Source organism: Thalassolituus sp., from assembly GCF_034111725.1.
GTDB lineage: Bacteria > Pseudomonadota > Gammaproteobacteria > Pseudomonadales > Oceanobacteraceae > Thalassolituus.
Genome location: NZ_JAWUWR010000045.1, coordinates 20,933 through 29,380 on the forward strand (window position 1 = coordinate 20,933; position 8,448 = coordinate 29,380).

Consider the following 8,448-nt stretch of genomic DNA (forward strand, 5'->3'; position numbering starts at 1 on the left):
GATGATGAAAGCCTCCTCTTTGGAGGCTTTTTTTTAACTGACCGTTTTACCATCGATTCCATTCTATTGAGTGATGACTATGCATCTTCTTGGCAACCTAAGCATCGACGAGTTTCTACGTGACTACTGGCAGCAGAAACCCGTATTAATTCGCAATGCATGGCCGAATTTCGAGCCGCTATTGAGCGCACAGGAACTCGCCGGATTAAGTCTCGAGGACGATATTGAGTCGCGCTTAATACTAGAACAAGGGCAAGATGGCCCGTGGGAAATTCGCAAAGGTCCATTCTCAGAAAAAGATTATCGCTCACTCCCCAAAAGTCATTGGACCTTACTGATCCAAGCCATTGATCACTGGGTACCTGAAGCCGCTGAGCTACTAGAGCACTTTCGCTTCATCCCCAGCTGGCGCATTGATGATTTGATGATTAGCTATGCGGTCGATGGCGGTAGCGTTGGACCTCATTACGATCAGTACGACGTATTTCTATTGCAAGCCGAAGGACAGCGGGAATGGAGAATTGGTCAGCACTGCGACGGTAACTCGCCGATTATTGGCAATACCCGTCTGCGAATTCTTAGCGAATTTGAAGAAACCGAACGCTGGGTATTAAATCCTGGCGACATGCTCTATCTCCCCCCGCAACTCGCGCATTACGGTATTGCTCAGGGCGAATGCATGACCTATTCGATCGGCTTCCGAGCACCATCGGTTAGTCAATTGCTTGAAACTAGCCTAGATGTTCTACTGCCGACACTAACGGAAGATAAACGATACAGCGACGCGGGCCTCAAGCAATCCATTTCACCATCACGTATTGATTCTCAGGCAACCGAACGCTTAGCAAAACTGCTAACGGCAGAGCTAATGAAACCAGACACCCTCGCTAAAATTCTTGGCCAGCTGATGACCGAAGCTAAGTACAGCGACCTTCTTCCAGAAGCCGACACCACCCTATCATGGGAAAATTGGATTGAAGCTATCGAAGGTGAAGTATTAATGCGCTGCGAGCATGCTCGCTTTGCTTACTTTACAGACCATAATCAGTGCCTATTCTTCAATCATGGAGAATGCACTGTTCTACCAAAGTCATGCACCCAACTGGTTGCCACTCTGGGCGATTCTCGGCAGTATTCGACAGATCAACTACAACGTCTCGCGCTCGATGATCACGGAAGAAATTTACTGCTGACCCTGTGGGCGCAGCAAATGATCTACGCAGAAGGTGATGTTCAAGGAGTTTTCGATGGAGATTGTAACGACTGACTGGAGTAAACACCGAGAAGCCTTGCGCGACATACGTCGCCGCGTCTTTATTGAAGAGCAAGGCGTACCTGAAGAGCTTGAGTGGGATGATGATGATTTAAGAGCCACTCACTTCATCGTTTATGATGGCAAACGCCCAGTGGCCTGCGCGCGATTGCTAAATAATGGGCATTTTGGTCGAATGGCCGTATTACGCGAGCATCGTCAACAACATTGGGGCAGCCGCCTCTTACGAGCAATAGAGCAACACGCTCGCAGCCACCTCCCCGTAAAGCAGATCAAAGCCAACGTACAAACTCATGCATTTGGCTTCTACCATCGCAATGGTTTCACCGCAAATCCGGAGTTTTTTATGGATGCCGGCATTCCACATTTACCCATGCATAAAGCCGTAGGCTCACCACACCAAGCGGCGACGCTCACGCCCAAAATCGATTCAGAACGATACCAACTGAATGATTTACTCTCAATTTCTAGCTGGCTACAAATTGCACTACAAGGCGGCCCTGTTCGAGTTATTTTACTGATCGAAGATCTGACCCATTCTTTATGGTCGGATACCACACTCCTCAATGCCATCAGTCATTACCTAAGAGCATCACGCCAACGACAAGTTGAAATCATTGTGAGAGCAGAGCACAGTTCACAATCGTCTCATCCGCTAATTAAATTGCAACAACGATTAAGCAGCCGCATAAATGTTAAAGTAAATAGCACCATCAAACACAGCCAAGTATTATTAGAATCTTGGGGCTGGCTTACCTTAATGGATGAAAATAAAGGCTTTGCCTCGATGTCGGATACAGCACGGACTCGACATTATGTCGAAAGAGCGAAGACGCTTTTACAACAAGCAACACCACTGAAAGAGGGTCGGCGCCTAATGATTTAGGCGCTTGCTAAAACACCACTCGAAACACTGAAAACAACACCCTCGCAAATAAGCACCACTATGGTTAGTGACCAGCGTAAGCGTTTGTAGCGATTAGAGTATACCCGGCGAATAATCGCGCGCATTTCGAGCCATAACAAAATAATAAATCCCAACGAGAATAAGCCAGTTGCAAATATTAAAGGGATAAAATATGCGCATAATCCTAATAAAAATACCCCTATAGATGCCACAAGCGTAATACTATCTTTCGCGCCGTATTCATCAGTAATTCCTTGCGCCATGCCCCAGCAACTACCTGCCATAAAGGCCAAAATAGCAAAAGAATACAATCGAAATAATTGTTCGGCGTAATCGACGCCTAAGTACAGTGATGCAGTGGCAGCAACAAAAGGTAACAAACCAGCAGCACCAAGCTTCTCAGTCAAAGTTAACGACATAGAAGGACTCCTATAAAGTCTAAAATCAGACCATCAGTGTAGAATAATATTCAAAAAAAAAGCCACTTTTAAAGTAGCTTTGATATCAAGCGTGGACAATCAAATTACAAAGCCAGCAGCAGTTTAGTAACACGCTCCACATCCGCAGGGGTATCAATGCCGTGCCCTGGTGCCTGATCAATAACCGACATATGGATCTTAGTGCCATACCAGAGTGCCCGTAACTGCTCTAACGACTCAGTTAGCTCTAATGCACAAGGCTCCATTGTTTGATACGCCTTAAGAAATGATACTCGATAGCCATACATACCAATGTGACGCAACACTGGCATGCGGCTCGTTAATGTATCGCGAGATTGCTTGTACAGGTCGCGATCCCAAGGAATCGGAGCACGGCTAAAGGTCATAGCAAATTGACGCTGATCCAGAACCACTTTCACGGCATTGGGATCAAATGCTTCTTCCACATCGTGAATAGGAGTACATACAGAACTCATACCCGCTTCCGGATTATCTAATAAACCCTTCGCTGTTAGTTCAATTAATTCACGCGGAATTAGCGGTTCATCACCCTGTAAGTTAACGATAATAACATCATCAGACCAGCCTTTAATGATTGCAACTTCAGCTATGCGCTCCGTACCATTTTCATGATCAAGAGAGGTCATCACAACCTCTGCTCCAAATGCTTCTGCAGCCAATTTTATACGATCGTCATCCGTTGCAATAACAACCTCTGAAACACCGGCCGCCAATGCACGTTCGTATACATGCTGAATCATTGGCTTACCCGCTAAATCGATTAACGGCTTACCCGGTAAACGACTCGACGCATAGCGTGCTGGAATAACAATTTTATAATCCGACATAGAAGTTAAACCTTATAAAACTCGTGATACCAACGAACAAATTTCTCTAAACCCACTTCAAGCGACGTATTTGGAGCAAAATCGACATCCGCTATCAAATCATCAACGTTGGCATAAGTCGCCAACACATCACCTGGTTGCATATCGAGATAACGCTTATCGGCGGTTTTACCAAGCACCTTCTCAATCGTCTCAATAAAAGTACCGAGTTCGACCGTATTATGATTGCCAATGTTATAAATTTTATACGGCGCAGAGCTACGACTAGTATCTCCAGACTCTGGCGACCAAGCTTCTACACCGGTTGGGATTTTATTGGTGATGCGAGTCACGCCTTCAACAATATCGTCAATGTAAGTGAAGTCACGCTGCATTTTGCCATGGTTGTACACGTCGATGGTTTTACCTTCTAAAATCGCTTTGGTAAAACTAAAGTACGCCATATCGGGACGACCCCAAGGGCCATATACCGTAAAGAACCGCAAACCAGTTGTCGGCAAACCATACAAGTGAGAATACGTGTGAGCCATTAACTCATTTGATTTTTTTGTCGCAGCATACAAAGATACCGGATGATCAACACGGTCTGATGTACTGTATGGAATATGGGTATTTAATCCATAAACTGAACTAGACGAAGCATAAACTAAGTGCTCGATATTGTTGTGGCGACAGGCTTCTAAAATATTAACGAACCCGACTAAGTTACTTTCAACGTAAGCATGTGGGTTGGTAATCGAATAACGCACCCCCGCCTGTGCCGCCAAATGCACAACGCGATCAAATTTATGCGCAGCAAATACAGCATTAACGGCTAGCGTGTCACCCAATTCAACTTGTTTAAATTCAAACTGCGGTAAAGCGTTCAACCAAGCCAAACGACCGTGTTTTAAATCAACATCGTAATAATCGTTTAAATTATCGATACCAACGACTTCGTGACCTTGCTCGATAAAACGCTGACTGGTGAATGCACCAATAAAACCAGCAGCACCAGTAACTAATACTTTCACGATTTAAATTCCTCAAATTCTGGCAACATGGCCTTAATATAGGCTTCTTCTAAGGGCATACGACTGGCTAATATAATATCAGCTACTTCGCGAGCAACGCCCTTTCCACCTTCGGCATCCGTAATTAAATCTGAATGCTCGCGCACCATCCAAAATGCGTCTTTCGGAGCGATGCTCAACCCAACACGACGCATAACTTTTAAATCGATGACATCATCGCCGACATAACATACTTCGCCAGAATCAATCAGTAGCTCATCCATCAATTGCGACAGTACAGCCCACTTATCTTTAGTACCCGGAAAGAAATGTGTAATACCGAGATCCTCTGCCCGTTTTTGCAACGGCGCAGAACTCTTAGCGGAAATAATCGCGGTAACTATGTCGTACTGGTTCAGTAGTTTAATACCAACGCCGTCTTTAACATTGAAGTGTTTAACCTCTTCACCAGAAGCCGAATACGTCAACGTCCCGTCAGTCAGCACACCATCGACATCGAACACCACCATACGAACAGCCCGTGCTTTTTCTTTAATCGCGTTCGGGATGTGCACCATGAGACCAATTCCATTAAATTGAAGAGGCGTTATTGTACCGATTAACGGTGAAAAATGTGAGTCGTTGTCGCAGATAGAAATAAGAAAGTTACAATACTAAAATACTGGAACATAAAAAACGAATGGATTTAGAGAGGTAAATTTAATGGTATCCCCAAGGGGATTCGAACCCCTGTTACCGCCGTGAAAGGGCGGTGTCCTAGGCCTCTAGACGATGGGGACAGAAGGACTAACAGATACGTTTTTGGTGGAGCCTAGCGGGATCGAACCGCTGACCTCAACACTGCCAGTGTTGCGCTCTCCCAGCTGAGCTAAGGCCCCGTCTCAAAACGTGGGCGTATCTTACTTACGCCCCCCAACACTGTCAACAAGAACTTAGAGGAATATTTCCCTAAAACAAGGACTTACGAGACATTGGTTATCTGAAGCCCGCTTGATCAAAAACCAAACGAGCATTTGCACCGATACTTTGTTAATACCGACAAGAAATTACTCTTGCTCAGTAACAGGCTCAGCAGCCATTGCCGCAAGATAACCTTGGTAATCCTTTTCCATCTTCTTTAGCTTTTTCTTACCGACTTCGCCGATAACACCCAGGGCATGACGCACACGTGCACGACTCATATCTGGGCCTAGAATCACCATACTATCGAGTACTGAAATAGTCGCAGAAGTTCCCGCAATGGCGATAAAGAATGGGAATAAGAAATCACGAATTTTAATATCCATTTGCTTAGCTAAGCCAAACAAAGCGGCTTCGATTTCTGCGCGCTCCCAATGGCGAATGCTTTCTAACTGCCATAGTCCGAATTGCAGCACACTCAACAAGCGCTCTTCGTCGTAGGCTTTATGTTCAAATTGTGCAGCAGTCAATGGCGTTAGCCCTGCTAAGAAATGACCCGCCAGTGGAGTCACATCAGAGAAGACTTCCACACGCGGCTGAATATGCGGAATAATTGGAATCAAACGCTCTGGGCGTAAACCCCACGCAGCAAAGCGTTGCGCAAAGGTTTCTGCATCCAGCTCGCGTAGCCACAAACTATTTACCCAACGTAGTTTTTCTACATCAAATACCGGGCCACCCAACGAGATACGTTGAATATCGAAATGACTAAACATTTCGTCACGACTGAACTTCTCGCGCTCGTCTGGCATAGACCAGCCCATGCGACCAAGGTAATTCAATACCGCTTCCGGCATAAAGCCCATGCGCTCGTAAAACATAATAGAAGTAGGGTTCTTACGTTTACTTAGCTTACTTTTATCTGGATTACGCAACAGTGGCATATGACAGATGGTCGGCATTTCCCAACCAAAATATTCGTACAGCAATTTATGCTTGGGCGCAGAACTGATCCATTCTTCACCACGAATCACATGGGTAATCGCCATCAAGTGGTCGTCGACAACGTTGGCTAAGTGATAGGTTGGCATGCCATCCGATTTCATCAAAATCTGGGCATCAACTTGTGACCATTCGACTTCTATACTGCCGCGCAACATGTCATTGATAACACACACGCCCTCTTCTGGTACGCGCATACGGATTACATAAGGGGCACCTGCGGCTTCACGACTTGCCACTTCGTCTGCTGGCAATTCTAAATGCGAGGCTTTTAGTGCGGAGTTTGTACCATCCTGCTGCAACTGTGCACGAATCGTGTCCAATTCTTCCGCAGTACGGTAGCAACGAAACGCGTGACCCGATGACAGCAGTTTTTCAACATGCTCTACATAAATCTCTTTACGTTCACTTTGACGATAAGGACCATACTTGCCGCCGACATCCGGTCCTTCTGACCACTCAATTCCCAACCAACGTAAGCTATCTAAAATTGCTTGCTCAGACTCTGCCGTGCTGCGAACCTGATCGGTATCTTCGATACGTAGAATGAATTCACCACCATGCTGACGAGCAAATGCAAGATTGAATAGCGCTATGTAGGCAGTGCCAACATGAGGATCGCCAGTAGGAGATGGTGCAACGCGGGTACGAACCGTCATAAGGAATCTCTATTTCTGATACAAATAAACAAAAGTGGGCACGATTATAGAGAAATCGCACCCACTTAGCACCGCATCCGAGCAACCTCAGACGAGAAAATAGTCTTAGCTTTAGTTTTTAGCGTTAATTTCTCGTTCCATTTCAGAAAGGATACGAATGACTTGAGTGCTAGCAGACTCCATACGCTCAAGTTCTTTCAACATTTTCACGCGATCTTTATCCTTAAAGGCAGCCATCGCCCTAAAGCCAGAATCGTGTACTTGTCGGTGAGGCTCATCCAAACGGGCAAAGCTAGCAAGATGGCTGTAGCGCTGCTTACCTTCGCCATCGATATACCACTTACCCAAACGACAGTGAGTATGATCCGCTAGAGATTCACATCCCTGTGGTTTGTTTTGCCAAATACATTGATATACCTGAGCTTTCCAAACGACATGATCCAGCTTTGCAGTTTCAATAAAACTTTCACTCGCGGTATGAGAGAAACTATTGGAAACATGACGTGATACATCCCCTATTGCATTGATGTGCTCAGAAACCAAACGGACTTCATCGGATAAAGCAGCCCCATGATCCCCAACGGCTCCAATACCTTCAGACACCCTGTCGACTTCGCTACCCACGGTTGAAATCAAACTTCCGATCTCAGCCGTCGCTTCTGCTGTTCGTTGAGCAAGCGTGCGTACTTCGTCCGCAACAACAGCAAAACCACGCCCTTGCTCGCCTGCCCGTGCCGCTTCAATCGCAGCATTCAAAGCCAACAAGTTAGTTTGTTCTGAAATGCCTTGAATTAAACCGACAAAATTCTCAATACCCGACGCGACATTCTTTAGACCACTAACAGCCTCGGAGGCATCCGCAGATTTATCGCGAATATCATTCAACTGAGTGGCTAGATTCGCCAGCGTTCCGCGAATATCTGAGACCTTAGCAACAGAAGCATCAACTTGTGCATTCTCACCAGCAAGACGAGCCGCAGACGCTGCAAGCGTGTTGCGAATTTCATCTACTGCGACTGAAGAAGAAAACCATAATTTTTGCAGTGAGGTCGTATATTGCAACTGCTCTAAACTATATTGACTACGCATATCCGCGACAATTTTGATTTTACGTAGAACTTCATTCTCGCGCTCCAACAATTCCAACCGGCGACGCATAGCCTCAACTTCGGCCAACGACGGCCCTAATTCTTTTTGTTTGAAAAACACCGACACCCCCAAACCACCCAATTTGAACACTAAATCCCTATGGCATAGGCCACCTCATATGCAAATTAACTATAGTAGATAGTCAAAAAGTAGCCAGACAGCATACGTTGCCGATGTTCGATAAATTTCGAAAAGGAAGATTAGGAAGATTAGGAAGATTAGGAAGATTAGGAAGATTAGGAAGATTAGGAAGATTA

At 45.6% G+C, this 8,448-nt stretch carries 8 protein-coding genes, 2 tRNA genes and 1 pseudogene; 2 read left to right on the forward strand and 9 right to left on the reverse strand.

Annotated elements, in window-relative coordinates; all coding sequences use genetic code 11:
- Window positions 1-79 precede the first annotated feature (79 nt).
- Together UXZ23_RS06940 and UXZ23_RS06945 are read left to right on the forward strand one after the other, a co-directional pair.
- Window positions 80-1,267 carry a cupin domain-containing protein gene (locus tag UXZ23_RS06940; RefSeq protein WP_320819895.1) on the forward strand — a complete coding sequence of 396 codons (1,188 nt, stop codon included), beginning with the start codon at window positions 80-82 and terminating at the stop codon, window positions 1,265-1,267.
- Complete coding sequence (locus UXZ23_RS06945; RefSeq protein WP_320819896.1) at window positions 1,248-2,159, forward strand: GNAT family N-acetyltransferase; 912 nt, start codon at window positions 1,248-1,250, stop codon at window positions 2,157-2,159. Before UXZ23_RS06940 ends, UXZ23_RS06945 begins: the two co-directional genes overlap by 20 nt.
- On the opposite strand, the gene UXZ23_RS06950 is transcribed toward UXZ23_RS06945, so the two are convergent.
- The 9 genes and pseudogenes from UXZ23_RS06950 to UXZ23_RS06990 form a co-directional block, all read right to left on the reverse strand.
- The gene (locus UXZ23_RS06950) at window positions 2,156-2,599 is read right to left on the reverse strand and encodes a DUF3429 domain-containing protein (protein ID WP_320819897.1); all 444 of its coding nucleotides are present in this window, start codon (window positions 2,597-2,599) and stop codon (window positions 2,156-2,158) included. The genes UXZ23_RS06945 and UXZ23_RS06950 overlap by 4 nt on opposite strands.
- A 104-nt stretch (window positions 2,600-2,703) precedes the next feature.
- On the reverse strand, window positions 2,704-3,468 hold the full coding sequence (gene kdsB, locus UXZ23_RS06955; protein ID WP_320819898.1) for a 3-deoxy-manno-octulosonate cytidylyltransferase: 765 nt from the start codon (window positions 3,466-3,468) through the stop codon (window positions 2,704-2,706).
- 5 nt (window positions 3,469-3,473) lie between these two features.
- Complete coding sequence (locus tag UXZ23_RS06960; RefSeq protein ID WP_320819899.1) at window positions 3,474-4,481, reverse strand: NAD-dependent epimerase; 1,008 nt, start codon at window positions 4,479-4,481, stop codon at window positions 3,474-3,476.
- Window positions 4,478-5,038: an HAD-IIIA family hydrolase gene (locus UXZ23_RS06965; protein WP_320819900.1), complete on the reverse strand. Its 561-nt coding sequence runs from the start codon at window positions 5,036-5,038 to the stop codon at window positions 4,478-4,480. The genes UXZ23_RS06960 and UXZ23_RS06965 overlap by 4 nt, the downstream gene beginning before the upstream one ends.
- A gap of 146 nt (window positions 5,039-5,184) precedes the next feature.
- Window positions 5,185-5,260 (reverse strand) — tRNA-Glu (locus UXZ23_RS06970).
- A gap of 23 nt (window positions 5,261-5,283) precedes the next feature.
- A tRNA-Ala gene (locus tag UXZ23_RS06975) sits at window positions 5,284-5,359 on the reverse strand.
- A 168-nt stretch (window positions 5,360-5,527) separates the two neighbouring features.
- Window positions 5,528-7,042, reverse strand: coding sequence for a glutamate--tRNA ligase (gltX, locus tag UXZ23_RS06980; RefSeq protein ID WP_320819901.1), 1,515 nt, complete (start codon window positions 7,040-7,042; stop codon window positions 5,528-5,530).
- 111 nt (window positions 7,043-7,153) lie between these two features.
- The gene (locus UXZ23_RS06985) at window positions 7,154-7,585 is read right to left on the reverse strand and encodes a CZB domain-containing protein (protein ID WP_414491464.1); all 432 of its coding nucleotides are present in this window, start codon (window positions 7,583-7,585) and stop codon (window positions 7,154-7,156) included.
- A pseudogene (locus UXZ23_RS06990) lies at window positions 7,568-8,200 on the reverse strand (methyl-accepting chemotaxis protein); the annotation flags it as partial. The pseudogene UXZ23_RS06990 and the gene UXZ23_RS06985, both read right to left, overlap by 18 nt.
- Window positions 8,201-8,448 lie beyond the last annotated feature (248 nt).